The organism is Ruoffia tabacinasalis, assembly GCF_005864045.1.
GTDB classification, from domain to species: Bacteria; Bacillota; Bacilli; order Lactobacillales; family Aerococcaceae; genus Ruoffia; species Ruoffia tabacinasalis.
Genome location: NZ_VBSP01000002.1, coordinates 1 through 26,594, shown reverse-complemented (window position 1 = coordinate 26,594; position 26,594 = coordinate 1). Strand labels below are relative to the sequence as shown.

At 36.7% G+C, this 26,594-nt stretch carries 23 protein-coding genes, 1 pseudogene and 1 riboswitch; of the genes and pseudogenes, 17 read left to right on the top strand and 7 right to left on the bottom strand.

Annotation, left to right across the window (positions count from 1 at the left end; translation table 11 throughout):
* The first annotated feature begins 5 nt into the window (after window positions 1-5).
* The 6 genes from FEZ33_RS01070 to FEZ33_RS01045 all read left to right on the top strand — a co-directional run bounded on the left by FEZ33_RS01070 (window position 6) and on the right by FEZ33_RS01045 (window position 8,523).
* Window positions 6-2,180 carry an ABC transporter ATP-binding protein gene (locus FEZ33_RS01070; protein WP_138403536.1) on the top strand — a complete coding sequence of 725 codons (2,175 nt, stop codon included), beginning with the start codon at window positions 6-8 and terminating at the stop codon, window positions 2,178-2,180.
* Window positions 2,180-4,060, top strand: coding sequence for an ABC transporter ATP-binding protein (locus tag FEZ33_RS01065; RefSeq protein ID WP_138403535.1), 1,881 nt, complete (start codon window positions 2,180-2,182; stop codon window positions 4,058-4,060). Before FEZ33_RS01070 ends, FEZ33_RS01065 begins: the two co-directional genes overlap by 1 nt.
* A gap of 139 nt (window positions 4,061-4,199) precedes the next feature.
* Window positions 4,200-5,150, top strand: coding sequence for a hypothetical protein (locus tag FEZ33_RS01060; RefSeq protein ID WP_138403534.1), 951 nt, complete (start codon window positions 4,200-4,202; stop codon window positions 5,148-5,150).
* Between the two features lie 345 nt (window positions 5,151-5,495).
* Window positions 5,496-6,983, top strand: coding sequence for an SLC13 family permease (locus tag FEZ33_RS01055; RefSeq protein ID WP_138403533.1), 1,488 nt, complete (start codon window positions 5,496-5,498; stop codon window positions 6,981-6,983).
* 10 nt (window positions 6,984-6,993) lie between these two features.
* A complete protein-coding gene (locus tag FEZ33_RS01050; RefSeq protein WP_138403532.1) occupies window positions 6,994-7,269 on the top strand; it encodes a chorismate mutase in 276 nt (91 codons plus the stop codon).
* Between the two features lie 24 nt (window positions 7,270-7,293).
* Window positions 7,294-8,523, top strand: coding sequence for an LL-diaminopimelate aminotransferase (locus FEZ33_RS01045; RefSeq protein WP_138403531.1), 1,230 nt, complete (start codon window positions 7,294-7,296; stop codon window positions 8,521-8,523).
* A gap of 329 nt (window positions 8,524-8,852) precedes the next feature.
* On the opposite strand, the gene FEZ33_RS01040 is transcribed toward FEZ33_RS01045, so the two are convergent.
* The 3 genes and pseudogenes from FEZ33_RS01040 to FEZ33_RS12925 form a co-directional block, all read right to left on the bottom strand.
* A complete protein-coding gene (locus tag FEZ33_RS01040) occupies window positions 8,853-9,137 on the bottom strand; it encodes a hypothetical protein (protein WP_138403530.1) in 285 nt (94 codons plus the stop codon).
* A gap of 15 nt (window positions 9,138-9,152) precedes the next feature.
* Complete coding sequence (locus FEZ33_RS01035) at window positions 9,153-9,461, bottom strand: hypothetical protein (protein WP_138403529.1); 309 nt, start codon at window positions 9,459-9,461, stop codon at window positions 9,153-9,155.
* Between the two features lie 18 nt (window positions 9,462-9,479).
* Window positions 9,480-9,692 (bottom strand): annotated as a pseudogene (locus FEZ33_RS12925) (hypothetical protein); the annotation flags it as partial.
* Between the two features lie 359 nt (window positions 9,693-10,051).
* Between FEZ33_RS12925 and FEZ33_RS01030 the strand changes: the two are divergent.
* From FEZ33_RS01030 to FEZ33_RS01005, 6 genes are all read left to right on the top strand, one after another.
* Complete coding sequence (locus FEZ33_RS01030; protein WP_138403528.1) at window positions 10,052-11,119, top strand: DUF871 domain-containing protein; 1,068 nt, start codon at window positions 10,052-10,054, stop codon at window positions 11,117-11,119.
* A gap of 4 nt (window positions 11,120-11,123) precedes the next feature.
* Window positions 11,124-12,029, top strand: coding sequence for an N-acetylmuramic acid 6-phosphate etherase (gene murQ / locus FEZ33_RS01025; protein WP_138403527.1), 906 nt, complete (start codon window positions 11,124-11,126; stop codon window positions 12,027-12,029).
* Window positions 12,029-13,525 (top strand): PTS transporter subunit EIIC, encoded by a 1,497-nt coding sequence (locus tag FEZ33_RS01020; protein WP_138403526.1) that lies wholly within the window; start codon window positions 12,029-12,031, stop codon window positions 13,523-13,525. Before murQ ends, FEZ33_RS01020 begins: the two co-directional genes overlap by 1 nt.
* A 162-nt stretch (window positions 13,526-13,687) precedes the next feature.
* A complete protein-coding gene (locus FEZ33_RS01015; protein ID WP_138403525.1) occupies window positions 13,688-14,533 on the top strand; it encodes a hypothetical protein in 846 nt (281 codons plus the stop codon).
* A gap of 24 nt (window positions 14,534-14,557) precedes the next feature.
* Window positions 14,558-15,928 (top strand): CapA family protein, encoded by a 1,371-nt coding sequence (locus tag FEZ33_RS01010; protein ID WP_138403524.1) that lies wholly within the window; start codon window positions 14,558-14,560, stop codon window positions 15,926-15,928.
* Between the two features lie 94 nt (window positions 15,929-16,022).
* The gene (locus FEZ33_RS01005) at window positions 16,023-17,150 is read left to right on the top strand and encodes a tyramine oxidase subunit B (RefSeq protein WP_138403523.1); all 1,128 of its coding nucleotides are present in this window, start codon (window positions 16,023-16,025) and stop codon (window positions 17,148-17,150) included.
* A gap of 90 nt (window positions 17,151-17,240) precedes the next feature.
* On the opposite strand, the gene FEZ33_RS01000 is transcribed toward FEZ33_RS01005, so the two are convergent.
* Complete coding sequence (locus FEZ33_RS01000; protein WP_171031229.1) at window positions 17,241-19,178, bottom strand: glycoside hydrolase family 3 protein; 1,938 nt, start codon at window positions 19,176-19,178, stop codon at window positions 17,241-17,243.
* Between the two features lie 191 nt (window positions 19,179-19,369).
* Here FEZ33_RS01000 and FEZ33_RS12365 point away from each other — a divergent pair, with 191 nt between their 5' ends.
* From FEZ33_RS12365 to FEZ33_RS00990, 3 genes are all read left to right on the top strand, one after another.
* Window positions 19,370-19,618, top strand: coding sequence for a hypothetical protein (locus FEZ33_RS12365; protein WP_171031228.1), 249 nt, complete (start codon window positions 19,370-19,372; stop codon window positions 19,616-19,618).
* Window positions 19,594-19,881 carry a hypothetical protein gene (locus tag FEZ33_RS00995; RefSeq protein WP_138403521.1) on the top strand — a complete coding sequence of 96 codons (288 nt, stop codon included), beginning with the start codon at window positions 19,594-19,596 and terminating at the stop codon, window positions 19,879-19,881. Before FEZ33_RS12365 ends, FEZ33_RS00995 begins: the two co-directional genes overlap by 25 nt.
* Before the next feature lie 143 nt (window positions 19,882-20,024).
* Window positions 20,025-21,194 carry a cation diffusion facilitator family transporter gene (locus FEZ33_RS00990; RefSeq protein WP_138403520.1) on the top strand — a complete coding sequence of 390 codons (1,170 nt, stop codon included), beginning with the start codon at window positions 20,025-20,027 and terminating at the stop codon, window positions 21,192-21,194.
* Window positions 21,195-21,250: 56 nt separating this feature from the next.
* Here the strand turns inward: FEZ33_RS00990 and FEZ33_RS00985 are convergent, their stop codons facing one another.
* From FEZ33_RS00985 to FEZ33_RS12815, 3 genes are all read right to left on the bottom strand, one after another.
* Window positions 21,251-22,423, bottom strand: a complete 1,173-nt coding sequence (locus tag FEZ33_RS00985) for an iron-containing alcohol dehydrogenase (RefSeq protein ID WP_138403519.1) — start codon at window positions 22,421-22,423, stop codon at window positions 21,251-21,253.
* A 205-nt stretch (window positions 22,424-22,628) separates the two neighbouring features.
* Window positions 22,629-22,811, bottom strand: a complete 183-nt coding sequence (locus FEZ33_RS12820) for a cation:dicarboxylate symporter family transporter (RefSeq protein ID WP_138403518.1) — start codon at window positions 22,809-22,811, stop codon at window positions 22,629-22,631.
* Window positions 22,812-22,851: 40 nt separating this feature from the next.
* Window positions 22,852-23,118 carry a cation:dicarboxylate symporter family transporter gene (locus FEZ33_RS12815; RefSeq protein WP_138403517.1) on the bottom strand — a complete coding sequence of 89 codons (267 nt, stop codon included), beginning with the start codon at window positions 23,116-23,118 and terminating at the stop codon, window positions 22,852-22,854.
* Window positions 23,119-23,468: 350 nt separating this feature from the next.
* A riboswitch (Lysine riboswitch) is annotated at window positions 23,469-23,623 on the top strand.
* A 131-nt stretch (window positions 23,624-23,754) separates the two neighbouring features.
* Here FEZ33_RS12815 and FEZ33_RS00970 point away from each other — a divergent pair.
* Window positions 23,755-25,173, top strand: a complete 1,419-nt coding sequence (locus FEZ33_RS00970; RefSeq protein WP_235888740.1) for a YfcC family protein — start codon at window positions 23,755-23,757, stop codon at window positions 25,171-25,173.
* 24 nt (window positions 25,174-25,197) lie between these two features.
* Window positions 25,198-26,373: a M20 family metallopeptidase gene (locus FEZ33_RS00965; RefSeq protein WP_138403516.1), complete on the top strand. Its 1,176-nt coding sequence runs from the start codon at window positions 25,198-25,200 to the stop codon at window positions 26,371-26,373.
* Window positions 26,374-26,594 lie beyond the last annotated feature (221 nt).

Here is a 26,594-nt window from a genome sequence, read left to right as displayed (position 1 = left end):
ATTATATGAAAAATTTAATTAATCATTTAAAACCTCATTGGAAATGGGTTATTATTGCCCTTGTTGCGCATTTTATACAAGCATTCACAACGCTTTTGTTACCAACTTATACGTCTAACTTAGTTGACGTTGGGATTCAAAACAGAGGTGTGGAATTAGCAGTACCATTAAAAATGACCGCCAATTCAATGTCGGAATTCGAGATGTTATTATTACCTGAAGAACAGGAATTAATTGAAGAGCATTATACACAAGATGGAAACGGCAATTATACAATTAAAAGTTCCGTTGAAGAAAATGAAGAATTGATGACAGCTTTAAGTGAATCTTTTGAAGTTCCTTTAGCTATGTATCAGACAATCTCAGGGATGTCTGAAGAAGAATTAGCAGCGACAGCTCAAGAAAGTGATAGTTCAGAAGTGATGGACTTATCTGGTATGCGTGATGAGTACGTTGAAAAAATGAATACACTCGGACCTGCGATGGTGCATTCAACAGCGATTCAATCAGTTTTAGAAACAACTGAAGAAGCTGGAGGAGACTTAAGTAGTACTCAAATTAACTACGTCTTAACGCAAGGTGGACAAATGTTACTGATTGCCTTAGTTGCATTCGGTGGCGGAGCACTTGCAGCTTATGTAGCAGCAGTCGTTGGTGCGAAAGTCGGAAGTACTTTAAGAACAAAATCTTACGAAAAAGTTCTTCAGTTCTCTAATGAAGAGATGGAGAAATTCTCAACGGCTTCACTGATTACACGTGGGACAAACGACGTGCAACAAGTACAAATGGTGGTAACAGTATTCTTTAGAATTGTGTTATTCTCACCAATGTTAGCGATTGGGGCATTATTTTATGTATTCCAATCACAAATTTCAATGTCTTGGATTACGATTTTAGCTCTATCACTTGTCGGAGTTCTTATGGGAATTCTTATGAGTGTTGTAATACCTAGATTCAAAGTGTTACAAAAACAAATTGATAAAGTGAACTTATTCGCCAGAGAGATCTTAACTGGGCTACAAGTTATTCGTGCATTTGGTCGACAAGATTTAGAATCTGAACGTTTTGATGGCGCGAACCAAGATTTACGTAATAGTTATATCTTTGTTGGTCGTACAATGGCATTAATGAATCCAATTTTATTACTGATTGCCAATGGTATTTCAGTCTTAATTATTTGGGTAGGTAGCCACCGTATTGGTGACGGCTTAATGCAAGTAGGTGAGATGATGGCATTTATCACTTATACAATGCAAGTCATCTTCTCATTCTTTATGTTAACGATGATGTCAATTATGATTCCTCGTGCGATCGTTTCTGGGGAACGTATCCAAGAAATACTTGATACACCGTTATCTATCAATGATAAAGAAGACGTAAAAGTAATTGAATCACCAAAAGGTGTCGTAGAATTTGATAACGTCAGTTACAAATTTACTGGTGCAGATAATAATGTAATTAATAACATCAGCTTTACTGCAGAACCAGGTAAGACAACAGCAATTATTGGAGGTACCGGTAGTGGTAAATCAACGATCTTAAATTTATTAATGAGATTCTATGATGTATCAGAAGGATCAATTAAGATTGATGGCGTTGATATCAGAGATATTAGTCAAGAACAACTCCGTGATATTATCGGATATGTACCACAAAAAGCGGTACTATTCTCAGGTACAATTGAAAGTAATATTGGATACGGTGTTGATTCACTTTCTGATGAAGTAATGCATGAATCGGCTGATATTGCTCATGCAACTGAATTTATCGAAGAAAAAAAACGTGGCTTTAAAGAACGTATCTCACAAGGTGGAGGTAATGTGTCTGGTGGGCAAAAACAACGTTTATCAATTGCTCGTGCCATTGCAAAACAACCTAAAGTGTTCATCTTTGATGACAGTTTCTCTGCTTTAGACTACAAGACCGATGCATCATTACGTCAAGCTTTAAGTGAAAAAGTTTCAGATGCTTCAATGATAATCGTTGCTCAACGTATTAGTACGATCCTTGATGCTGAGCAAATTCTTGTTCTAGATGAAGGTAAAGTTGCTGGATTAGGTAATCACTTAGAATTAATGGAAACAAGTGAAGTTTACCGCGAAATCGCAACATCTCAATTATCTCAAGTCGAATTAGATAATTATGAAGAACAATTTAAACAAGAGAGGGAGGGAGAATAATGGCAGATAAAGATACTCAACAAGAAGAAAAAGTACAAAATCAACCAAAAGTTCCTGGACCTCGTGGTCAAGGCGCCGCAGAAAAACCAAAAAACTTTAAAGATAGCTTACTTCGAATCTTTAAAGAAGTATTGAATTTTAAATGGGCAATGTTACTTGTCTTTTTTACGACTATTCTCTCTGTATTATTTAATATTATTGGTCCTCGTGAATTAGGTAAAGCCACTTCAACATTATTTGAAGGTGTATTAGCTGAAGTTCAAGGAACAGGTTCGATTGAATTTAATGTAATTGGTAGAATCTTATTAACAGTATTAGCCTTATACGTAGTGAGTTCAATTTTCAACTGGGTTCAAGGTTTTGTAATGACAGGTGTTACGGAGAATGTCACTTACGGTTTACGTAAAAAGATGTTAGATAAGATTGATAATATGCCAATGAAATACTTTGAATCTCACTCACATGGTGAGGTCTTATCAAGAATTAGTAACGATATCGATACACTTGGAGCTTCATTATCGCAGAGTTTTGCTCAATTATTAAACTCTATCATGACAATGCTTGGTATTGCGATTATTATGTTTACAATTAATTGGATACTCGCTTTAGTTGTATTAATTGTCGTACCAATTAGTTTAATTACAATTCGTATACTAATTAATGTATCTCAAAAATACTTCCGTCAACAACAAGTATCCCTTGGTGTAATTAACGGACAAATTGAAGAGAACTTCTCAGGACAAAATATAGTTAGAGCATTTAACCAAGAAGATAATGCTATTGATGTCTTTTATAAAGATAATGCTAAACTAGAAGAATCTGCGTGGAAATCACAGTTCTACTCAGGTGTTATGTTCCCATTCATGCGTTTCTTACAAAACTTTGGCTATGCTGCTGTTGTAATGGTTGGGGCATACCTTGTAATTATTGGTATGATTCGTGTTGGGGATATTCAAGCCTTTACTCAATACGTTAACCGATTTACACAACCTATCACTCAGTTAGCTCAAATTGTAACTTTATTACAAACAATGGTTGCAGCGGCTGAGCGTGTGTTTGAATTCTTAGATGAAGAAGAACAAGATCAAACAACAGGTAATGCTTTAGATATTGAAAATGTACACGGTGATGTATCATTTAACCATGTTCAATTTGGATATAATCCTGATCAAGTCATCATTACAGACTTTAATGCCGATATAAAAGCGGGACAAAAAGTCGCCTTGGTTGGACCAACAGGTGCAGGTAAATCGACTATGGTTAAGCTGTTAATGCGTTTCTATGATGTTGATAAAGGTTCGATTAACTTAGATGGTGTGGACGTTAAAACGTATAGTCGTGCTAATTACCAACGTTCAATTTCGATGGTATTGCAAGATACTTGGTTATTTAACGGAACAATTATGGAAAACATTCGTTACGGACGTTTAGACGCAACGGATGAAGAAGTGATTGAAGCAGCCAAAGCTGTTCATGTAGATAATTTCGTTAAGAACTTACCTGGTGGCTATAACTTTGAAATTAACGAAGAAGCTTCAAACATCTCACAAGGTCAAAAACAACTTGTGACGATTGCGAGAGCCTTGTTATCAGACCGTCCAGTTCTTATTCTTGATGAGGCGACAAGTTCAGTCGATACTCGTACTGAAATTCTCATCCAACAAGCGATGGACCGTATTGTAGAAGGTCGTACAAGTTTCGTTATTGCTCACCGTCTTTCAACAATTAAAAACTCTGATTTAATTCTATACATGGAAAACGGAGACATTGTTGAACAAGGGAACCATGACGAATTAATTGCTAGAGGTGACAAATATGCAAATCTTTACAATAGTCAATTCGCTTCAGGTGGTTCACCGTTTGAGGAATTTGATGATTAAAGTCAATATTGAATAAGCAAAAGACATGAACAAATCGTTGTTCATGTCTTTTTTTATATGCAAAAACTTCGATATATTTGAACTTTAGTTTATATAAAGCTTATAATATAAGTATCAAAGAAGATAGGAGCGTTTACAAATGAAGAAAATAATAAACGTCATACTTGTTACTTTATTAGTTGTCTTAACTATGGGGCCCTTACCGGCAAAAGCACAAGAACTTGCTCCAGATGATGTCTTGTTAAATGTGATTAATGGATTGAAAGAAATTGAATCTTTTAAAGGTGACTTTGAAGGTAATATGGATTTAATTTATCCTGAAGGAACGATGGACTACACTGTTGATGGAAGACTTCAAGTCAAGATAGCGCCCGAACTTGAAGTAGGTTTTGATTTAGACGCAACGATGAACGCTGAACATAACGATGGGTCGACAATGGATGAAACATATCACTTACTAAATTATATCATCGATGAAACAATGTACACATTTGAAGAAGATTCTACTAAAGAAGGTGAAAGTGAATGGGTCACTGCTGACCTTACTACGGTACTCGGTATGCCAGCGGAACAAATTACTACTCAATATCAAATGCTTGTATCAGTCATCGAAGGATCAATTCGTAGTTATTATATTCCGTCTAGGGTGCATCAGTTATTAAGTGAGAAAACGACGGTAGAAGAGCATGATAATGGCTACACTGTCACAATTAACTCTTTCGAAACAGAGGAAGAATGGATTGAATTCTTTGAAGCCTTAGAAGAGTTAGGAATGACTGTGACTCAAGAAACAGTGGATTCGGGTGTTGAGATTAGTAACCAAATTGAAAATTATGAAGGTCAAGCTATTGCTTTGGCTGATGGATTAAATTATACAATTACCGTCGAAATGGATGAAGATTATTTTATTACAGCGATTCAAGTGATAGTTGATTCAGATGTTCAAACACTCGAAGAAGCTTCAGCATCTGAACCTGATCCGGACATGCCAGAGTCATTGCAAGTAGAATTTAATTATAATGTCACTGACAAAATCTTTAATGAAAGTATTGAAGTGCCTGATGAAGTTCCAGTGGGAGTAGCTTCATAGAATAAATAATGAAAATAATATAAATTAAAATATTATTAGAATTTGATGTTGATTTCGTGTGAGTAGTCAGGTATACTGTTTGAAACAGAGAAATGAGGTTAGGAACATGCAACAATTATCCCATACATTAAAATCAATGTATTTTAGCTACTTTAGATAGCGTTCATACCACCTAGTATGAACGTATAACGAAAGTTCATATCTATGGTGGCTTGATATTGTTGTGTCTTGGCCGCTTAGAGTATAAATTAAGCGGACCTCCTAAAATGGCCAGTTTCGAGAACTGCTTAGTTTATGCTAAGCAGTTTTTTTGTTGAAAAGTTATAAAAAAGGGGAGTGTAAACAATGTCAAATTCTATATCAAAAGGATTTAAAACTAGTGAGATTATCTCAATCGTCATTAGTTTACTTATATTAGCTCTAGCTGTTTTGAATTCAACGATGCAAATTGGTTTATTCAATATTCCAACCGTTACTTTTTCAGTTCTAGCTATTTTTGCTAGTAGCTTGGTATTGTGGCTGTTTGTTGCCATTGATTGGCCAAGTATTTTATGTTTAATTTGTTTAGGTTTTCTACCTGAAGTCACTTATGGACAAATTTTCCAGCAGTCATTTGGTAATACAACGTTTGTCTTTTTATTCTTTACATTCTTAGTGACACATGCCTTAGAACAAACATCATTTTTAAAGCGTGTTTCGGCATGGGCAATTAATAGTGCTTGGGCTCAAGTAAGTCCTTGGAGATTTGTTTTTGCTTTTCTATCGGTGATGTTATTAATCAGTACTTTCGTTTCACCAACGATCTTATTTATGATTGCCTTTCCAATCTATGAAGAGGTTATGACCCAATTCGGATTAGAAAAAGGGGATAAACAAGCTTCGAAATTATTAGTCGCCTTATATGCTTCAATAGCTATTGGAACAGCGATGACGCCTATTAACCACGTGTTCGCAATTACTGCGATGGGGCTATATGAAACGGCCTACGGAACGGCGATTACGAATGGTCAATATATGAGTTTCGCAGTGCCAGCAGGCTTAACAATTTTCTTAATTCTTTTAGTCTCTCTAAAGTGGATTTGGCGAATGGATTTATCTAACGTAAAACTGGGTGAGATTGCTTCATTATCAGATTTACCAAAAGCGGATAAAAAGGAAAAAGCAGTCGTTCTGATCTTTGGTGGGGTTGTTGCTTTATGGTTATTACCAGAAGTATTAGGCTTTATCTTACCTGGAGTGGCAGCATTTCTAAAATCAGCAGGAATTGCCTTTCCACCTATGATTGGTGCTTTAGCATTAGCAGTGGTTCATGTTGATGGGAAGCCGTTAGTAAAGTTACAAGAGGGAATTTCTAAAGGTGTGTTCTGGCCGAGCTTACTGATCGTAGCGGTGACACTCACTTTGGGTAGCTTCTTATCGAATCCTGATATGGGTGTAATTACTTTAATCGAATCATTCTTAACACCACTGTTAGTTGGCTTATCACCATTATTAATGGTATTAGTCTTCATCATTTGGGCAGCCTTGCAAACAAATTTCTCATCAAACTTAGTAACTGTGTCAGTTGTTACAACCATAGTTATTACAATTGCGGGTTCACAGGTGGATTTACCAATAAACGTGGCAGTCGTTGCGAGTTTAATTGGATTCATGGCGTCACTCGCATACATGACACCACCGGCAATGCCTTATATTGCTATCTCAATTGGATCTGGTTGGACCACAGCTAAAGATGCTTTATTATATGGTTTTTACTTATTATTATGGAGTGCCGCAAGTGCAGTATTGGTAGGATATACATTAGGAAGCGTATTTTTAAGTCAATTATCATAGGAGGAATAATATGTTAGAAAAACAAAGAGCAACCATCGACCGAATTGATCGCGAATTGGTAAAGTTATTTGAAGAACGAACGAAAACGGTTGAGGAAGTAGCTGAAATTAAATTAGAGAACAATATGGAAATCTTAGATAGTGGCCGTGAAGCGGTCGTTATCGAGAAAGTACAAAGTTACTTAGAAGATGATTCTTTAAAAGGTGAATTAGCCGATTTATATGAGAACATTATGCGCATTTCCAGAGGTCATCAACAAGAATGGATGAGTAAAAGAAAGTCGTAAGAGATAGGATAAAGGAGCAGTTTTATGAAAATAAATCCGAATTTTAATCGCTTACCTGGGAATTACTTATTTAATCATATTGCTGAGAAAGTTTCAGCATTCAAAGAAGGCAATCCTGACTCAGAAGTTATCAAATTGTCTATTGGTGATGTCACTCAACCTTTACCAAGGGGAGTGGTTGAAGCAATGACTCAAGCAGGTCAAGAACAATTGAAATCTAAAACTTTCAAAGGCTATGGGCCAAGTACTGGCTATCCATTTCTTAAGCAAGCGATTATAGAGCATAGTTATCAAACATTGAATATTGATTTATCAGAAGATGAATTATTTATATCAGATGGTTCAAAGACAGATGCAGGAGCCATTCAAGAGTTATTTAGTCTGGAAGCTAAGATTGCGATTGGTGATCCGGCGTATCCAACTTATATTGATAGTAATGTTATGGCGGGACGCTTAGGACATTATGATGATATGAGTCAAAGTTGGTCTGAATTAATAACGATTCCGATGACGGTCGATAATCACTATCAAGCGGTGCCAGATTTTGACCAAGAACAGCAGCCAGATGTGATATATATTTGTTCACCGAATAATCCCACGGGTGTCGCTATGACGAAGGATCAACTGCAAGAATGGGTTGACTATGCAATTGAGCATGAAAGTGTCATAATTTTTGATGGGGCTTATGAAGCCTTTATACAAGATGATCATATCCCGCATTCCATCTATGAATGTGAGGGGGCTAAGCAATGTGTGATTGAAATGCGTAGCTTTTCTAAGACAGCGGGCTTCACGGGTATGCGTATAGGTTATACTGTCATACCTAAAGAACTTGTGATTGAAGGTCAATCATTGAATGCCATGTGGACGCGTCGCCAACCAACGAAATTTAACGGTACCTCATATATCATTCAACGCGCGGCATTAGCGACTTTCGAACCGGAAGTTAAAAAAGAGTTGAAGGATAATATTGTATATTATCAACGTAATGCTCAGCATATGGTTGATGCTTTCAATGATGCGAGGATTGAACACTACGGTGGGGTAAATGCACCATATATTTGGTTGAAAACACCAAGAGACTTATCTTCTTGGGAATATTTCGATGAATTACTACAGGAAAGTCAAGTTGTCATCACACCAGGTTCTGGCTATGGGGCTAATGGTGAAGGATTTATGCGCCTGACTGCCTTTGGAACATATGAAGATACAGTTGAAGCGACTCAAAGAATCGTCGAAACTTATTATAAATAAAAAATACGGTTTGAAGTTCTCAATGAATTTCAAGCCGTATTTATTTGTTTAATAGTTAGCAATGATATCTTTGACGAGTTGATAGTTAACGGATTGGATTTTATAAGTTGAATTTTTTTAAAAAACAGCTGCACTCACTAACATTCCATGGGCATGAAATGTAGGAATTTCGCACCAACTAGGTGAAATCACAATTGTGTTGAGGCATTGAAACATAATCCACCTGAAGTATCAGGCATAATGTAGCGTTTATTTAATAGTGAATGAATTAATGGATGACTATTTAAATCGCCTTCTAAATGAAGGTTTACACCCATTACGTTAATAACCTATTCCGCACGTAAAATCTCTTCATTATTCTCATTCTCCATAATGTATTTTCGTGAGTTGTCATCATAATCAACAGTTTCATCATCTTTGAGAATGGTTAATTGGCCACGGTCCTCACCTTCAATAATAGCTTCAGCCGACTTCATCGGAAGTTTTCCTTTAGCTAAGTTAAAGGGTTCTTGATATTTATCTAAGTATGCTTTTCTTTCTGATTTAGGCATATATTGCCATAAGAAAGTCAATATTCGAGTTGTGGAAACACCAATACGTTCTGTCTTCGTCATTAAATTTGAATGATTTTAAGACTCTCTTAGCCCTGCTGTTCCCACTGTCTTGAAAAAGTTATGACGTGAGAAAGTATACACGGATTCATTTTCACGTTCTTGTAATAGATATTTGAGAACGTCGATCGCAGTTAGACTTGTTCGAATGGCAACGATACGATCATCTTTAGAATAGTCATGCGTGAGTTCATTTAGTGGGGAAGAGTTACTAATGTAATTTGGTTTTCCGTTCAAATGGTAAGGGTCTAATACTGGTAGAGAACCAGAACACAGATGGTCACGAACATATTGACGAACCTCATTTGAAACAGTGACTAATTCCAACTGTTTTGTTTCACTTAACTATCGCATATCTTCGACGGTTTCATAGTGTACAGTTGCATTCAATAATTCAATTTGCTTCATTGTTCGATCATTTAAATACTCACCAAACAAGGCACGCATCATAAATTCAGGAATATCACCTTCAATTTTTGCTTCTTCTTTTAGCCTAACTTCATACTCGCCTGATTGTTCGTAATCATAAGTAATATCAGTTGTTCTGGTATTTACAAGTGCTAAATCTGATTCTCTCTAAAAGGTACCCCTCGCCCAAAACTATGCGAGGTATCTTAGCAAACAATAGTAACATCATGATTTTTATCTTTTAATTTTTTTGCATAAGAAGTGAGAACAGCCGATCCGTTAATTCCCATCCCACTAATTGTGATATCCTTCTTATAAAAAAGTTTTAAACTTTGATTCTAATGTTAATAAAATCATATTCAAGTCCGTGTTAATAATTATCTAAAGTAACTTAATACCATTGAAATGTAATTTCATTTCATTCTTGATAAAAATAAAATTTTTGTATTGAAATTTCATTTCATAAGTTGTATAATTTGTTTAGAAAACGATTACAATGGAGTGAGGATATGTATGGTATTTCAATATATTTAAATGAAGATGTGACAGAAGAAGTTAAACAGTACATAAGACGCATGCATGAGATTGGTTTTAAAGGTATTTTCTCGTCAATTCATATCCCTGAAGATGATTCTGAATTGTATTTAGATCGATTAGGGCAATTAGGTTCGGTAGCAAAAGATTATGAAATGGAATTAGTCGTTGATGTTTCTGGAGACGCCTTAAAGAACTTAGGTATTTATTATAAAGATTTAACTCCATTGATTGAACTAGGTGTGACTGGAATTCGAGTCGACTATGGAGTCAGTCACGAAGAGATTAAACTCATTAGTGAGCAAGTAGATGTTGTTTTAAATGCGAGTACAATTAGCGTAGAAGATTTGAATATTTTAAAAGAGTTAGAAGTGGATTTCACGTCGATTGAGGCTTGGCATAATTATTATCCGCGTCCTGAAACGGGCTTAGATAAATTAGAGTTTATTAATATGAACAAATGGCTGAAAGAGCAAGGGATTACGGTCATGGCTTTTGTACCAGGAGAGGGTGATTTGAGAGGACCTTTATATGAAGGATTACCAACTTTAGAAGACCACCGTTACAAACATTCTTTAGGGAGCGCGCTTGAATTAAGGCAAACAACCTTTGTTGATAAAGTGTATATTGGCGACCCAGGTTTGAGTACTTATAGTCAAATTCAGTGGGAAAAATATTTAAATGAAACAGTCTTATTTTTCGAAGCAGTCGCGACTTCCAACACTATCGAACAACTGAAACATATCGAAGGGCGACACACTCAAAGAATGGACGCGGCTCGCGATGTCATTCGTAGTCAGGAAGCAAGGATGAGACAAGATTTCGTAGTTAAACCGGAACAAATGAGTGAACGAACGGTAGGTTCAATTACGATTGATAACTCTGATTATCTTCGATACGAAGGAGAAGTTCAAATAACAAAAACGAATCTACCAGCGGATGAAAAGGTTAATGTGATTGGTTATATACAATCGGGTGATTATCTTTTACTTGAGGCAATGAGACCTGGACAACCGTTTGAAATTCAATGGAAGAGAGGATAGATAGATGAAATTAGGCAAGCTAACAACTGAGACGAGAAATGAAGCTTCGATGGCATTAGACCAAATGAGCGTTCAAGAAGCTATTGCACTGATGAATCAGGAAGATCGCCGTGTACCCGAAGCGATTGAACAAGTTTTACCACAAATAGAAGCAGCGATTAAATTAATCGTGAAATCTTTTAAACAAGACGGTCGCTTAATATACATGGGAGCAGGAACGAGCGGACGCTTAGGGGTCTTAGATGCAGCGGAATGTGTACCAACCTTTAGTACACCGCCTGAGATGGTCGTTGGTTTAATTGCTGGTGGAGAAAAAGCCATGTTATCAGCAGTCGAAGGGGCGGAAGATTCTGCAGAGTTTGGGCGAGATGACTTAAAAGAATTGAAATTAACTAATAAAGATACAGTTGTGGGAATTGCGGCAAGTGGTCGAACGCCTTATGTTAAAGGTGGTTTGGCCTATGCTCAAGAAGTTGGCGCATCTACGGTATCAATTGCTTGTAACAAAGGCGCTGAAATTAGTGAATACAGCCAAGTTGCCATTGAAGTGGATGCAGGCGCAGAAGTATTAACCGGGTCAACTCGGTTAAAAGCAGGAACAGCTCAAAAGTTAATCTTAAATATGTTATCAACAGTATCGATGGTACAAATTGGAAAAGTGTATAAAAATTTAATGGTAGACGTACAACCAACCAATGAAAAGTTAGAAGAACGTTCCAAACGAATTATAATGCAAGCGACAGAATGTGATTATGAAGTAGCAGAAAAAGCTTTTCAAGAAGCAGATAACAACGTTAAAGTGGCCATTGTTATGGTATTAACAAATAATGATCCAAATAGTGCAAAAGACATATTAAGTCATAACAACGGGTTTATCCGAGAAGCTATAAAAGAAGAGGAGGAGCAATGATGAATACAACAAAAGAACAATTAATTGCTAAAGAAGTATACAAACATATGGGTGGTAAAGACAACACTACAGACATCTATAATTGTATGACACGTGTCCGGATTGATTTAGTTGATCCAAGTGTCGTCGATGAAGTTGAATTGAAAAAAGTTGACGGTGTCATGGGTGTTGTTCAAGACGGGAATAACTTACAAGTAGTTGTCGGTCCTGGTACAGCTAGTAAAGTAGCAACTGAATTAGCAAGTATGTCAGGCAGTGTTAAAGGTGCGGCTGTCGATGAAAACCTTGACCCAGAATTAACATCTGGACGAGCAAGTACAGAACAAATTACAAAAGAGAACAAAGAAAAATATAAAAAAGGAAATGATAATGCCTTTAAACGTATTACTCGCTCAATAGCTAGTATCTTTGTTCCATTAATTCCAGCTTTCGTTGGTGCCGGTATTATTGGGGGGATTGCATCCATCTTCCAGAACATGATTACCGCTGGTCAACTCGATGCAGCCACTTGGGGACATGCCGTTGATATACTAAATATTATTAAAAATGGTTTATTCGGCTACTTAAATATTTATGTAGGTATTAATGCTGCTAAAGTATTTGGCGCAACTCAAGGTATGGGTGGAGTTATCGCTGGGATTATTTACCTTACAGGTATGAACCCTGAGAATCCACTCATTAATATCTTTACAGGAGAACCCCTATTAGCGGGACAAGGTGGGATCATTGGTGTCATCTTAGCAGTATTTATCTTATCATATGTTGAGAAATCGGTGAGAAAAGTTATTCCAGACGCTTTAGATATTATTTTTACCCCAACAATCTCGTTGCTAGTAGTAGGATTACTTACGATTTTCGTTATTATGCCAGTTGCCGGGGTCATTTCATCCTCATTAGTTGGTTCAATAAATTGGGTTCTAGATATTGGTGGAGCCTTCTCAGGATTTATGTTAGGCGCATTCTTCTTACCACTCGTTATGTTTGGTTTACATCAAGTGTTAACACCTATCCATATTGAAATGATTAACACAACAGGTCAAACGAATCTCTTACCAATACTAGCTATGGCAGGTGCTGGACAAGTTGGTGCAGCAATCGCTGTAATGGTTCGCGCTCGTGAGAACAAACAATTAACAAACATGATTAAAGGTGCGTTACCTGTAGGTATTTTAGGAATCGGTGAACCATTAATTTATGCTGTAACATTACCTTTAGGTAAAACATTTATTACAGCGTGTATTGGTGGAGGGATCGGTGGTGCCGTGATTGGTTTCTTTGGAAGTGTTGGAGCAACAGCCATTGGACCAAGTGGAGTTGCTTTGATTCCACTAATTGCTAATAACATGAGGTTACAATATGTCATTGGTTTAATTGCAGCTTATATTGGTGGCTTTGTCGTTACATACTTCTTCGGAGTACCAAAATCAGCCATGGAACCTACTGAATTACAAGGATCAGGTTCACAAGCACAAGATCCGTTAGCTGACTTTAACTAATCAGATAGCGAGTCATTGACCTTGATGAGATTTAATTCTCATTAAGGTCTTTTTTTATTTCATATGATTTCACCGGATTAAATTCGTATTGTATTGTTAGTTAGTGTAAACTAATAGTTATAAAATACAACAAGAAAAGCAAAAAGATAAGGAGAATACGTCATGAAGAAGCGTTTATTAGTACTTGGATTATTAAATTTACTTGTTGTCCAAACGGTTCATGCAGAAGAAAAAAGCGAAAGTCCATCTGTTTCCCCTGATTTGGCGACACAAATACTCGAAGGCGAATTCAGTGATGAAACAAAAGAAACTATCTATAACAAAATAAAAGATGTCTTGGACAAAGTGACTGAAGTGATCGAATCAGGTAATAATATGAATGGAATTATCGGTATGGCTGACATCATAGAGTTATTTGGGGATGAGTATACCTATGAAGAAGATTCACTCAAATATGATATGTGGGTAGCCGTAGATACCTTTAAACTGACGGTTTCAATGAATGAAAACAATCAAGTGGACTATTTATATGGAAATTTGTATCCGACGTTTGAAAGATTACAAACAACAGATTCAGAATCTGATTTAGAAAAAGTTCAAAAAGTAATCAATCATCCTGATGCTTTACCAAGTTTTTCTGAAGTGGATGAAAATTATAAGGATTATTACTTTGAATTTATTCAAGATGAAATGTCTTATATTACTGGGACGTATAGTATGACCTACGACTGGGCTTCTAAAGATTTAATTCAATTAGAAGTTGGGCAAGCTAATTATGGTCGTGCCAACTTAACAGTGACACAAGCTGAGATTGATGAATTAAAGCAAAGGGATAATTTAATTATTCAAGATGTTATCGATGTGGTTGGTAATAACTGGACGTATGTTCAGAAACTTCAAGAGAATAGCCACTCATTCATCTGGCAAGATCCGTTGGGTAAAGATATCACAGTCATAGTGGCGGAGGATTTAAGCGTTGAAGAAATCTCAACAGGCAACTTAGAATAAAAATGTAGAGCAAGGAGAAAATGAATGTCAAAAAAAACAAAAACTTGGTTAGTGATCATTGGAAGCTTATTTATTCTGACAATCGTTGGCTTATATATATATACTTTTTCAAATACATCACAAGCAGACTCTACTTCTAATGAATCCTCTCAAATAGCTAGTCAATCTTCTGTTGTAAATGATAGTACTCAAGAAGAGATGATGGAAGAGCCGGTTGAACCGATTGAACAGGAGTTTTTATTTGAGGATTTACCAATGAAAGAAGGTAAAGAAACACTTCCATCACAAGAAGGGGAGTTAACCTTTAGATCAGTCGGGGATGTGTTAATTCATGACAGGGTCAGTTATTTAGCTGACACTTACTCACCGATCTATCAAGATACTGTGGCGAATATGCTTGAAGAAGGTTTTGAACCTGACCTCTTTGAGGGAGATGCAGCCTATGACTTTATGCCGATGTTAGCTCATATTCAACCTTATTTGGAATATGCTGATATTTCGATGGCTAATTTAGAAGTGATCGCTGCTTCACCGCAGTTACCAATGTCAGGGTATCCGCAGTTTAATGCACCGAGTGAGATTATTGCTGCACTGAAGCGAATCGGTATTGATATTGTAAGTAATGCTACAAATCATACCCTAGACTGGTTCAGTGAAGGCGCGCACTATTCACTTCAGAACTTGCAAGAAGAGGATATGATGTATGTAGGTAGTTATGAATCTTGGGAAGATTATAATACAAACCGAATAATAGAAGCAAATGGCATCAGTATCGGATTCTTAAATTATTCTTATGGAACCAATGGTATTCCCGTACCTGCTGGAGAAGAGTATTTAATTAGTCTGATTGACGTTCCCTTAATGGTAGCTGAAGTAGAAGCATTGTCCCAGCAAGTGGATGCGGTTGTCGTAAGTTTACAACTTGGGAATGAATATGATACTTTGCCGAATGAAGATCAGTTTTACATATTTCAAGCATTAAGTGATGCAGGGGCTAAGCTAATCTTAGGTGGGCATCCACATGTCCTACAGCCAGTTGATTGGTATAACAATGGGGAGACCTTTGCAATTTATTCTCAAGCAAGTTTTCTAACTGGACAAAGAGATTTAGATAATAAGCAAGGCGGGATTACTGAAGTAACGTTTCAGCGCGATGAGTCCGGTGAAGTGAATATTGTGAATCCTAAGTTCATGCCTATATTTAATTTGGGGGTGGAAGCAGAGAAGATGTATCAAGTTGTTCCATTTGCTGATATCGACTTACATCAAATTCCCGATGGCCAACTATGGTGGAATACGATTGATGAACGTATGCATATTTACGTGGATGATTTTGAGTTTGTAACTCATTTAGAAACGGAAGCGACTGAGGAAACAATAGATACTTTCAGATAGACGGAATGCTGTATTAGCTATTATTTTACATTTCCTTTGAGTTGTTATAATATAATTCTAATATTTAAACTAAATTTATAAGGGGATTTTAATAATGACTCAAGATGGGCGAATTGATTTTTTATATTTAAATGAACAAGATATGATTGATGCGGGCGTTTTAAATATGCAAGAATGTATTAACGTCATGGAAGATGTTTTTGGAATCTTAAGTACAGAAGATTACCGGATGGGTGGTAGAGAGAATAATTCTCACGGAATGGTTGTCTCATTCCCAGATGAACCTGAGCATAAAAGTATGCCGGCCAATGGTCCAGACCGTCGATTTTGTGCGATGCCAGCCTATCTAGGTGGTGAATATCGTATCGCTGGATGTAAGTGGTATGGTTCAAACCTTGATAATAAAGATAAAAACCTACCGCGTTCGATTCTCACAATGAATCTGAATGATGCCGATACAGGGGCACCATTAGCCTTTATGTCAGCTAATTTACTGAGTGCTTGGCGAACTGGGGCAATTCCGGGCGTAGGTGTGCGCTACCTTGCTAAGCCAGATTCAAAAGTGGTTGCAGTCTTAGGTGCGGGTGCGATTGGGAGTTCAACTGCTATCGCATTGCTTTTAGAGGCGAAAAACGCGGAAGTGTTTAAAATCTATGATGTGGATGAATCTCAATCGCAAATTCTGAAGGAAGATTTAGAAGAAAAATTTCCAAATGTATCGATACAAATTGTACATTCAATTGAAGATGCTGTGAGAGAGACGGATATCTTAAACTTAGCAACTTCTGGAGAAGCGAATCCTAAGATTGAGAGTGAATGGATTAAACCAGGTGCTTTAATTATCGGGTCTTCTTCAGGGAACTTTGATCCAGACTTTGTCATTAATAATGTTCGCTTAGTTGTCGATAATTGGAAGATGTATGAAGAAGTGAAGTACGAAGATGTCTATCCATATAACACCCTTGAGATGGGCGTTTTAGGACGATTATTCCTAGACTGGATTCATGAGGATCGCATGACGAGTGACATTATTATGAACGTAGGTGATATTATTAAAGGTAACGTTCAAGCTCGTGAGAACGACGATGATATTATCATCTTTGCTTTAGGTGGCCAACCTTTGTATGATATTGCTTGGGGTTACCAAGTTTATCAAAATGCCTTAGAAAAAGATATCGGAACAAAACTTAATTTATGGGAAACAGCGTTTCAAGCGAGATAAAGAAAATCATTCTCTGGATTGCCTGTAAATATGAATAGAAAAATCTCCTAACCACTGTGGGTAGGAGATTTTTTGTATAGTTTCTTTTGATTAATTCCAATTCTCAGATTGATAACCCACGGGGTATGCCACTTCATTAGGCGACAACACGCCGTCCTTGATGACTGGTAAATCAACAGGTAATTGACCTGTAGGTCCTTCTTCAGAAGAAGTGACACCAAAGATGACTTCAACCACAGCAGGAATGTTCGGACCGAATGATGCGACGGGCTCTTGTCCGCCTTCCGTTGGGTCCATACCGTTATATCCGTAAGAAATTAATATCGCATCATTATCAGTGAAGTTTACGGCATCATACGGTTTATTAATACTTACTTGCACCGTTGGAATACCTTGCTCTTTTGCGTAAGTGAATATTTCTTGCGGAATCGCTGTTCTAAAGTTATCAGCAGCAAGAGAGGATTCATCTACCATACTCGTGTATACTACGACATGACTGGCTTGTGAGATTGCCTCTGCAAAGTCAGTGAATTGACTTTCTTCATTATAAGTCAATATTTCATACGTAAAGTCAGACGAGAGTGATTCTTCTAATCGCATCCGCTCTATACTGAACTCAGTTCCAGGAACTTGATTTGTATCCGCTGTAATAAATAATACATGATCATCTGCTTCCGGTTGAATGGGTAAAGCGGCTTGTTTATTTTCAATTAAAGTGACAGCATGATTGGAGATTTCACGTTCATTGGCACGATTCATGTCAGAGCCAACTATCTCTGTTGCATTCGCAACGACATCATCTTCAGATTGACTTAAGAATTCATCCTCAAGTAAACCTAATTCTTCCTTAAGCGTTAAAATGCGACGGACTGAATTGTCGATATTATCCATGGGGATGTCTTCACTTTCAACTGCGTCAACAAGACCTTGAATCACCTTATCTAGCAAAGTAAGATCGTCATTGGATCTAATAATGACAGGCATCAATAATATATCTGCGCCAGCTTTTTTAGATAAGATCGAAGTTTCAACCTCACCAAAGTTATTTGCTATAGCTTCCATGTTTAAAGCATCTGTGATAACAATGCCTTCATAAGCCATCTCATCACGAACTAGATCTGTTAAGATTGATGGAGAGAGTGTAGCAGGTAATAAGATATCAGAACCATCCTCTTCCGATACTTTCATCTCTGATTCTAGTTGTGGGAACTGGATATGTGCTGTCATAATCATATCAGTGTCTGCATCCATCACAGCTCTGAAAGGAAGTAATTCATTATTCATAAATTCATCGAAACTTTTATCAACGACAGGTAAGCCGAAGTGAGAATCGACATCGGTATCTCCATGTCCTGGGAAATGTTTCGCGGCAACAGCGACGTTATGTTCTTTAATCCCTTCGATATAACTCAAGCCATGTTCAGAAACGATCTCAGGATCAGAGGAGAATGAACGTAAACCGATGACTGGGTTTTTGGGGTTGTTATTTATATCAACCGATGGAGCAAAGTTTACATTGATGCCTAAGGCTTCAAGCTCACTTCCAATAATGTCACCAGCTAGTTTCGAGTATTCTGGGTCATTTGTTGCTCCTAGCGCCATATTACCCGGTAATTGAGTTCCCGAACCCAAACGGTTCACGATTCCACCTTCTTGGTCAATTCCAATGAGAAGAGGTAAGTGATCACTTTCAACTTGAGAGGCTTGCATTTGATAGACGAGTCGGGCTGTTTGTTCTGTTTCAACCACATTTTCAGCAAATAAAATGACACCACCAAATTGATAGTCGGCAAAGATTTGACGAATATCATCGTTTAATTCAGTCACGCCTACTTCTTCACCATCGACTTCCCAATTTCTAAAGTCTGGCATGAGCGTTTGAACGACTTTCTCTTCGAGAGTCATATTTGCGATGATCTCGTCGACGCCATTATTAATATCTTCAGATTCTGCTTGTGCAGAATAGTAGGGCGTTGTGATGTTTAACAATAGCATTCCTGCTAGAAATAATCTCGTGAGTTTTTTCATCATATTCTCCTTTATAAGTTAATTTAAAAGTCTTTCTGTAACTTTCACCTCCGCTATATTGTATATATTAAATGATAACATATAAGCGCTTTCCAACCGAGTGATAATCACTATAACAACCGATTATTTATGTGGTAATATTAGATTAGAATCAGGAAAATTCAATTGACTTTTGATAAAATTTTCAAGTTATGAGGGATAAAGATGAAAAAATTGTATTCATTTCTGTATTATTCGCTTTTGTAGTTATTCTAGCAGATGTTAGTGCCCAGGAAAATTTATTTGGTAGATACGAAGTGACAAATGAGAATTCATTGATTAAAGAAATTCACATCCTCGAAAACCGGCTTCAAATTGTAATTGATAATGAATATTTAATTGAGAGTGAAACAGAAGATAAAACAGAAAAAAAGTCATGGATTATAAGAATCTTATGGTGAATGAAGATGCTTTATACGGTATTGTTGATTTGGAGGCTCAGTCAGATGAAGATAATTCACAAAATCAACAATATCTAGAGATAAATTTTTTCGATGGCCAATCATTCCCTAGTTTTAGTTTAGATATTGTTAATCCTGAATATTTAGTTATTGATAATCAACTAATTGTTAAATATCGTGGCGATCGCTTCTGGGATTTCAATATTGAAGAGGGTCAAATTTCAATGGATAATCAAGATGTTCATTTTGAATTAGTAGAATAATGTCATTACTGAATCTTACGGCATTTGTAGAACGAATTCGTTTTATGAATGCTTTTTATTTTGGTTGGAATTTTATAATTCTTTTAAAAGGATATCGAGATTTGATATAATGGATACTAACGTTATGAAAAGTGAGGCGCATTATGTTTAAAGGATTAATTGATCGTTTTTTAAGTAAGCAAACCAATGGGGAAGCTCGAACGAAAGCAGGAATCTTAGCTGGACGAGTGGGCTTAATCTCTAACTTTGTATTATTTGGAATTAAATTGCTGGCGGGGACAATGTCAGGCAGTATTTCGATTATTACAGATGGGATGAATAATTTAGGCGATTCTGCGTCTTCTTTATTAACATTATTCGGTTTTAGAGCAGCTTCTAAACCAGCTGATAAAGAACATCCTTACGGACATGAACGATCAGAATATATTACGGGCTTATTAATTTCTGTTGTTATCATTTATGTTGGTTTTCAATTTTTCACGTCTTCAATTAAACAAATCATGAATCCAACGCATCTAAATGCCTCACCACTAGTCTTTATTTTATTAGTTGTGTCAATTATAGTTAAGATTATACAAGGGAATTTTTACAAGACAGCAGCTAAGGCTATTCATTCAAATACATTACATAGTGCGGCACAAGATAGTATGAATGATGTCTTTGTAACTCTGATCGTACTCGTGTCCGCGACCGTTGAGACGGTGATGGGTTGGAAAATCGATGGTTATGCAGGTGCCTTGTTGTCTGTGATCATTGTTTATAGTGGTATTCAGGAGATTAATGACTCGATTAGTGATTTATTAGGGACCAGTCCCTCTAAAGATGAAATCCAAGCAATGAAAACTTTATTGGATAAGTATGATTCAATCGTAGGCTACCATGATTTACTTGTGCATAATTATGGACCAAACAAAACCTTTGCGACGATTCATATAGAAATCGACGATAGTTGGGATTTAACTTACTCACATCAAGTAATTGATCAAATTGAAGCAGACTTTGAAGAGAAGTTAGGGGTAGAATTAGTGTGTCACGTTGACCCAATTGCGATACATAATGAAGAACATACAGCTATTTACCGTCAAGTTAAAGATATTCTTAAATCATTTCAATTAGATTTAAAGTTTCATGATTTTAAAGTAGATAGTAAAAATCATCGAAGTCATATCACTTTTGATGTTGTTATTCCTGATGGCGTGGAGGAAACAAATGAGGAATTATTCTCAATGATCAAAGAGAAGATTCATTCACACATCGGTGCTTATGAATTAGTCATAGAATTTGATCGACTTGATTTGTTAAAAGAAGTTTAAATATGAAGACACTCCTTCGGATACTTTTAGTAAACGAAAGAGTGTCTTTTAAGTTATTATTCGGAACCTTCAGTCATACAACGATTTAAAATTTCAACAACATCTTCTGGATTTAAAGGAACGTAAGCTCGTGACAAGCGTTCGGCAGGTCCTTTGGCCATTTCTTCGAAATGTTCATCCGTTTCAATACCTACTTCCGGAAGAGTCATAGGTAAACCATTATCGACGAAGAATTGATAAGTCTTTTCAATCGCTTCTTCAGCCATTGCAAACTTATCATCGGTTTCTTCAATATCCCATACTTTGTTTGCATATCTCGCAAAACGATCCACGGTTTTGTCACTTAAGATATATTGCATCCAGCGCGGTGTTAGAATGGCTAATCCGACTGCATGGGTAATATCGTAGTAAGCAGATAAGTAATGTTCAATCGGGTGAGTTGTCCAACCGCCACCTTTACCCATCGAGGTTAAGCCGTTTAATGCTACGGTTGACGCCCACATTAAATTCGAACGCGCTTCATAGTTCTCAGGATCTTCTAACGCTATTGGTAAGTATTTAATAGTTGCTCGTAATATGGACTCACTTAAGCCATCTGTAATAAAGGCATTGTCTTCTGCTTGAAAGTAGTTCTCAATTGTATGAGACATAATATCTGCCGTACCAGCAGCTGTTTGATTCGCAGGCACAGTATATGTATAAGTTGGATCCAGGATAGAAGCATAGGGATATAGATGTTTGCTTGCTGTTCCTTGCTTCATCTTTACATCGAAGTTTGTAATAACAGCGTTAAAATTCATCTCAGTCCCTGTTGCTGAAAGTGTCAAAATATCTACTAAAGGGAGCGCAGCTGTAATTAAACTGCCATCCATAACTAAGTCCCAGGCATCGCCATCGTATTTTGCAGCTGCGGCAATAACTTTAGAACAATCGATGGTTGAACCACCACCTACGGCTAAGATGACATCGATATCATTCTCTTTACATATTTTTGCACCTTCACGAACCGTTTCAATCCGAGGATTAGGATCAATGCCACTGAGTTCAAAAATCTCACAACCTTTAAGTAAATCTTGTACCTCGTCATAGATACCATTTCGTTTAATACTCCCGCCACCATAAGTGAGTAAAACTTTGTTTCCGAATTGTTTAATTAAATCAGGTAAGTGTTTAATTTTACCTTCACCAAAGTAAACTTTAGTTGGAATATCGTAATTAAATGCTCGCATATAACAAACCTCCATTTGTATGTTGTGTTATTTTTATTGTACAAGACATCGCTTTCAATTAGCAATTAAAAAAACTTACCAAGTAACTGCTCGGTATGTTAAATCATCATTAATCAATATCTTCGAAATCGGATTTTGTAGGTATGTTGAATGGTTACATATCGAAGTTACCTTCCCATCAATCGACACCCACCGATGTTTTCATCTAAATTCGTAATTGTATATGTAATGTAGCAACACTTGAACGATTCGAGAAACCTAGGACCATTGTAGGAAATGCTTTTCGATAGAATTTAATTGGATTCACTCCAACCAATAAGAGAATAACAACGTAGACGAGTAACATAATTACGACAGCAGAGTAGAGTGCTGAGATAAAGTTAATCATATACTAATAACCTCCATCTCGTGAGATAAAATCGTATTTGCTACAAGCGCTGAAACCCGTAAGGCATTAATTTATTCTCGTTCGTTAACACACTATTCACGACAACTTGCGCAGTTTGCCGAAATTCATTGAAGGCTTTAATCGCATCAGGTTTTTTATTTCTCATGAAGCGAATAGAAGTCGCAAAGAATGCTCCTATAATTACTACAGATACGATACTACTATTTGCTGTCATCACTGAGAACAGATTATTAGGAAATAACTCTAAGAAGAATAGTGGAAAACTCTCAGCAGCAATACCTTCCATAGGCTAGTCCTAAAAATAAAGCAACCATCATCCGCATTGAAAAGGAAGTTTTTCGTTTTGACATATTGCGTATAATACCAATAATGACTAGTAGTAAAATGATCACGCCGATCGTGAACCGATGACTTCCTTTTTAAAAAATTGTAAAAAAGGGTTGATTTATCATATTATTCCTCCTTAAATAATTTTAAAATGAAAGAAGCAAGCGATGCTCATGACTCTATAAGTCTATTTTATGAAATAAAATTCAGGTATCAAAGTAATTGATTCTAATTCTTAATCTTTGAAATATTAATTTGACAAAGGCAGAGATTTGCGTTACTCTATCTCAAGTAAATTAAATAAGAGAACAATACAGTATTGAGGCCGCTTGTAATATCAGTAATCAGAAATGATGAAAGGATTGCTAGCCGAAATGTCAAATTGATGTTGGGGATAGATTGAATAAGTCTATCACTGTCTTGTAGGGTTGCCCAAACTCTACGTAGGTGAGCGTGCTGTGTTGTGGGCAAAAGAACCTGTCAAATTCTGGCTGTGAGCTTTTGCTCGCAGCCTTTTTATATACATTTTTTAAAAGTGCAATGTAGTAATTCGCTCACCATGCTGTAAAGTGTTCAAAATAAATGGAGGAACAAAGTGAAAAATATATTCAAGGCATTAGGAAGAGTCCGGATGCCACATACCTATGTATTATTGTTTAGTTTTATTATTATTGCTGCCATCCTTTCTTGGATTGTCCCAGCAGGGGAATTTGAGCGAGTAATGGTTGGAGAACGTGAAATTATTAATCCAGATTCATTCGCACATGTTGCAAGTAATCCTCAAGGTATCTTTGAAGTGTTGAAGAGTATTCCAAGAGGTTTCGCTCGAACACAAGGTATCTCTTACTTCTTATTTGTCACAGGTGGGTCATTTTTAATTATTAATAAAACCGGAATGATCGAATCGGCTTTAAGTCGAATTGTTAGTTCATTAAAAGATAAAGAAGCTTTAGTCATTCCAGTTGTGGTTCTAATTATGGGATTAGCAGGTTCAACGATTGGCTTGAGTGAAGAAACAATTGTCTTTATTGCTTTAGGTGTGTCATTAGCGCGAGCGATTGGTTATGACTCACTTATCGGAGTCGGAATGATTGGGCTTGGAGCAGGAGTTGGGTTTACATCTGGCTTCATGAATCCATTCTCAGTTGGGGTAGCACAATCGATCGCGGAATTACCCTTATACTCAGGTATTGAATTGAGATTAGTCCTGTTTACCGTATTATGGATTGTAACGTCTTTATATTTAATTATTTATGGTAAACGTGTCAAAGCTGATTTAACAAATAGTATTGTTTATGATGAGGAAATGAAAGCCAGAAATCATGCGGACTTTCAAGATTTAAACACAACTGAAAACATCGAATTCACAACTAAACAGAAGATTATTGCAGCTGTTTTTGTTGGTGGCTTTGTTGTTATAGCATACGGTGTTATGAGCTTAGACTGGTTTATAACTGAGATAGGTGCTGTATTCTTAGGAATGGGCTTAATTAGTGGTCTAATCTATGGAATGAGACCAGAAGATTTAGCAGATAACTTCATTGAAGGTGCTAAAGACATGATGTATGCAGCATTGATTGTTGGACTGGCACAAAGTTTAGTGATTATTATGGAAGACGCGATGATCCTAGATACATTGATTAATGGTTTAACGGGTGCAATTTCAAACTTACCGTCTGTCTTATCAGCGGCTGGTATGTACGTCGTTCAAATTATTATTAACTTCTTTATTAGTTCAGGTAGTGGACAAGCGGCTGTTACAATGCCAATCATGGTACCTTTAGCAGATGCTTTAGATGTCACACGCCAAACTGCAGTATTAAGTTACCAATTAGGGAACGGCTTCCTAGATTCAATTATGCCGATGTCAGGAATCTTAATGGCTCAATTAGCAATTGCAGATATTCCTTACAAAAAATGGGTTAAATTCGCCATGCCTTTAATGGGTATTTGGTTAGCGATTGGTCTAGTCTTTATTATCTTTGCACAATTAGTCGGCTATGGACCATTTTAGAAATTTCGAAAGGGGAAATATTATATGTCAAAAGAACAATTACACGAAATCGTTTCAGAAATGCGCGAGGAATTACAAGGTTTAAGTGATTATATTTATGAAAATCCTGAACTAGGATTAAACGAATATAAATCATCACAAGCCCATGTTGATTTATTAAGAAAACATGGCTTTGACGTTGAGTATCCATACTTAGGATTCGATACGGCGTTTAAAGCAACCTTTGATTCAGGTAAAGAAGGGCCAACAGTTGCCTACTTATCAGAATATGATGCACTTCCAGGCATTGGTCACGGCTGTGGTCACAACATGCTTGGGACTGTAGATACGGGTGCAGGAATTGCCTTATCTAAAGTCGTTGGTGAAACAGGTGGGCGCGTCGTAGTTCTAGGAACGCCGGCTGAAGAAACTGATGGTGTTAAAGTTGATATGGCTAATGCTGATACGTTTGACGATGTGGATGTCGCTTTATGTACACATCCCTCTGATCAAAACTTAATGAGTAATGTATCGCTTGCGATGGAAGCTTTAGAATTTGAATTCTTTGGAAAAACAGCTCACGCGGCTGGTGCTCCTTGGGAAGGAATTAACGCTTTAGATGCTGCCATTAATATGTTCAATATGGTGAACGCGGGTCGTCAACAATTACGTCCAGATGCACGTGTTCATGGAATTATCGCTGAAGGCGGTGTCGCAGCCAATATTATTCCGGAATACACTCGTGTTCAATTCTATGTTCGTTCTCTAGATATTAATTACTTACAAGAAGTGAAAGATATGGTTATCCGAAGCGCTGAAGCAGCATCAAGTGCAGCAGGTACGACAATGAAATATAACTATTTTGAAAAGTCATACTATAATATGATCACGAACCAAAAATTAAGTGATACATATAACGCTAACGCAGCAGATTTAGGAATCGAAATGATCGATGCGGGTGAAGACTTATCAGGTTCCATCGATATGGGGAATGTCAGCCAAGTTGTCCCATCTATCCATTCGTACTACGAAATTACAGATGGTGTACCAACTGCGGGTCATACCGTTGAATTCCGTGAAGCAACTCGTACTGAGTTTGGTTACAAAGCGATGATGCGCACGGTTGAGATTCTAGCTAGAACAGGTTTTGATGTGATTACAAAACCAGAACTACTGGCAGAGATTACTGAAGAGTTTAACAAGATTGAAAAAGTAAACTAATTTAATATTTTTGAGTTTTGGTATCAGCGAGATTATTCTTGCTGATACTTTTTTTGGATAAATAGTAATAAAATCTGTAAAAAATATAATATGTCCTGAATAATTCATAGTTTTTCTAAAAATGTCAATTAATGTTGTGATTATAGTACTTGTAGTAAATTGCTTCATCACCCGTTAGGTGATGCAAAAAGAACCCCTTTCTGATATGGTTAATTCACAAC

Coding starts and splice junctions, on each gene's coding strand:
- FEZ33_RS01065 (WP_138403535.1), top strand. CDS start 2,180: ATGGCAGATAAAGATACTCAACAAGAAGAAAAAGTACAAAATCAACCA.
- FEZ33_RS01045 (WP_138403531.1), top strand. CDS start 7,294: ATGAAAATAAATCCGAATTTTAATCGCTTACCTGGGAATTACTTATTT.
- FEZ33_RS00995 (WP_138403521.1), top strand. CDS start 19,594: ATGGATTATAAGAATCTTATGGTGAATGAAGATGCTTTATACGGTATT.
- FEZ33_RS01060 (WP_138403534.1), top strand. CDS start 4,200: ATGAAGAAAATAATAAACGTCATACTTGTTACTTTATTAGTTGTCTTA.
- FEZ33_RS00990 (WP_138403520.1), top strand. CDS start 20,025: ATGTTTAAAGGATTAATTGATCGTTTTTTAAGTAAGCAAACCAATGGG.
- FEZ33_RS01010 (WP_138403524.1), top strand. CDS start 14,558: ATGTCAAAAAAAACAAAAACTTGGTTAGTGATCATTGGAAGCTTATTT.
- FEZ33_RS01055 (WP_138403533.1), top strand. CDS start 5,496: ATGTCAAATTCTATATCAAAAGGATTTAAAACTAGTGAGATTATCTCA.
- FEZ33_RS01050 (WP_138403532.1), top strand. CDS start 6,994: ATGTTAGAAAAACAAAGAGCAACCATCGACCGAATTGATCGCGAATTG.
- FEZ33_RS01030 (WP_138403528.1), top strand. CDS start 10,052: ATGTATGGTATTTCAATATATTTAAATGAAGATGTGACAGAAGAAGTT.
- murQ (WP_138403527.1), top strand. CDS start 11,124: ATGAAATTAGGCAAGCTAACAACTGAGACGAGAAATGAAGCTTCGATG.
- FEZ33_RS01000 (WP_171031229.1), bottom strand. CDS start 19,178: ATGAAAAAACTCACGAGATTATTTCTAGCAGGAATGCTATTGTTAAAC.
- FEZ33_RS01020 (WP_138403526.1), top strand. CDS start 12,029: ATGAATACAACAAAAGAACAATTAATTGCTAAAGAAGTATACAAACAT.
- FEZ33_RS01070 (WP_138403536.1), top strand. CDS start 6: ATGAAAAATTTAATTAATCATTTAAAACCTCATTGGAAATGGGTTATT.
- FEZ33_RS00965 (WP_138403516.1), top strand. CDS start 25,198: ATGTCAAAAGAACAATTACACGAAATCGTTTCAGAAATGCGCGAGGAA.
- FEZ33_RS01005 (WP_138403523.1), top strand. CDS start 16,023: ATGACTCAAGATGGGCGAATTGATTTTTTATATTTAAATGAACAAGAT.
- FEZ33_RS12365 (WP_171031228.1), top strand. CDS start 19,370: ATGAGGGATAAAGATGAAAAAATTGTATTCATTTCTGTATTATTCGCT.
- FEZ33_RS00985 (WP_138403519.1), bottom strand. CDS start 22,423: ATGCGAGCATTTAATTACGATATTCCAACTAAAGTTTACTTTGGTGAA.
- FEZ33_RS01015 (WP_138403525.1), top strand. CDS start 13,688: ATGAAGAAGCGTTTATTAGTACTTGGATTATTAAATTTACTTGTTGTC.
- FEZ33_RS12815 (WP_138403517.1), bottom strand. CDS start 23,118: ATGGAAGGTATTGCTGCTGAGAGTTTTCCACTATTCTTCTTAGAGTTA.
- FEZ33_RS12820 (WP_138403518.1), bottom strand. CDS start 22,811: ATGATTAACTTTATCTCAGCACTCTACTCTGCTGTCGTAATTATGTTA.
- FEZ33_RS01040 (WP_138403530.1), bottom strand. CDS start 9,137: ATGACGAAGACAGAACGTATTGGTGTTTCCACAACTCGAATATTGACT.